General features: G+C 54.8%; 1 protein-coding gene. It reads right to left on the bottom strand.

Annotation, left to right across the window (positions count from 1 at the left end; translation table 11 throughout):
- Positions 1–703: TolC family protein (locus tag I9W95_RS13010; RefSeq protein WP_225675571.1), on the bottom strand; the 703-nt coding region annotated here is incomplete at both ends.

Below are 703 nucleotides of genomic sequence, written 5' to 3'. Positions count from 1 at the left end.
GTTTTCATAGGCTTTAAGCGCCTGCTGACGACCGTTATTGAGAGTCGGCAGAATGGTTTCTGTCAGGGTATTGATAACGTGCTGGCTGTGTTCCAGTTCCATCAGCAGTGTGCGGGTTTGGATGGTCAGTTGTTGCAAATGCGCCTGTGCTGAAAGTGTCTTCTGTTCTTCACGGACATTGACCGAGCGCTGAAGAGCGGCGTAGCGCTGATTCGCGCCCAGTGGAATGCTGAACTGGGCGACCAGGGCATAGTCATCTGTATTTTCGAAACGGCGCACGCCTGCGCCAGCCGACCACGGGGTTACCGCTTCTTCACTCGCGAGTTTTCCTTCCGCACTGAACAGTTCTGCTTCCGCTTTTATCTGGTCCAGTGACGGGGTTTCCTGCAATTTGTTCATGGCAGCTTCGGCTTTTGCCAACGGCAGAAATGGCAGCAGGTTTCCCGCGGCATAAAGCTGGGTTTCTGCCGCTCCCCACTGCGCAGACAATCGCAGTGACGCCGACTGCAGCCGGTGCCCGAATTCTTCCACTGCCAACTCCTGCTCTGTCAAACGGGTACGTGCCAGTATCTGGTCAGTATTGGGTGCGCGACCGGCATTCACACGGCGCTGAATGATGGCCAGAATTTCTTTTTCATCGGCTAACGCTTCCTGTGCCAGTTGCAGCCGCTCCTGATCGGCGAGTAACGAAATAAAGAGTGTT

This window comes from Thalassolituus marinus (genome assembly GCF_020320395.1).
Taxonomy (GTDB): domain Bacteria; phylum Pseudomonadota; class Gammaproteobacteria; order Pseudomonadales; family Oceanobacteraceae; genus Venatoribacter; species Venatoribacter marinus.
The sequence above is the reverse complement of the archived record's forward strand: the minus strand, read 5'-3'. Positions and strand labels throughout refer to the sequence as shown.